1 protein-coding gene is annotated in these 230 nt (G+C 54.3%); it reads right to left on the bottom strand.

Annotation, left to right across the window (positions count from 1 at the left end; translation table 11 throughout):
- Positions 1-230, bottom strand: a 230-nt coding sequence (locus R0J92_RS27335; RefSeq protein WP_411053989.1) for a DUF2087 domain-containing protein, incomplete at both ends; no start/stop codon positions are given.

A 230-nucleotide genomic window follows, 5' to 3' on the forward strand; every position in this document is an offset into this window, starting at 1 on the left:
CACCTCGGCTTCCGTCAGTTTCGTCCGGGCCGGCAAGCGAGACCAAAGCACCCATAGAACCGATATCTGATCCGAACGTTTGCTTGGAAAGCGCGTAAGAACACCATCCTTATCAAAGCAGCGGGCCACACGCTCCACGCTCGCTCGGTCGATCACAGGGTGTTTTTCTTCCTTTACAGACTCTTTCGCACCGCTTCGCAGGTGCTGGAAGTTTTTGTATCCTGCACCTT

The organism is Tritonibacter sp. SIMBA_163, from assembly GCF_046535935.1.
GTDB lineage: Bacteria > Pseudomonadota > Alphaproteobacteria > Rhodobacterales > Rhodobacteraceae > Epibacterium > Epibacterium scottomollicae.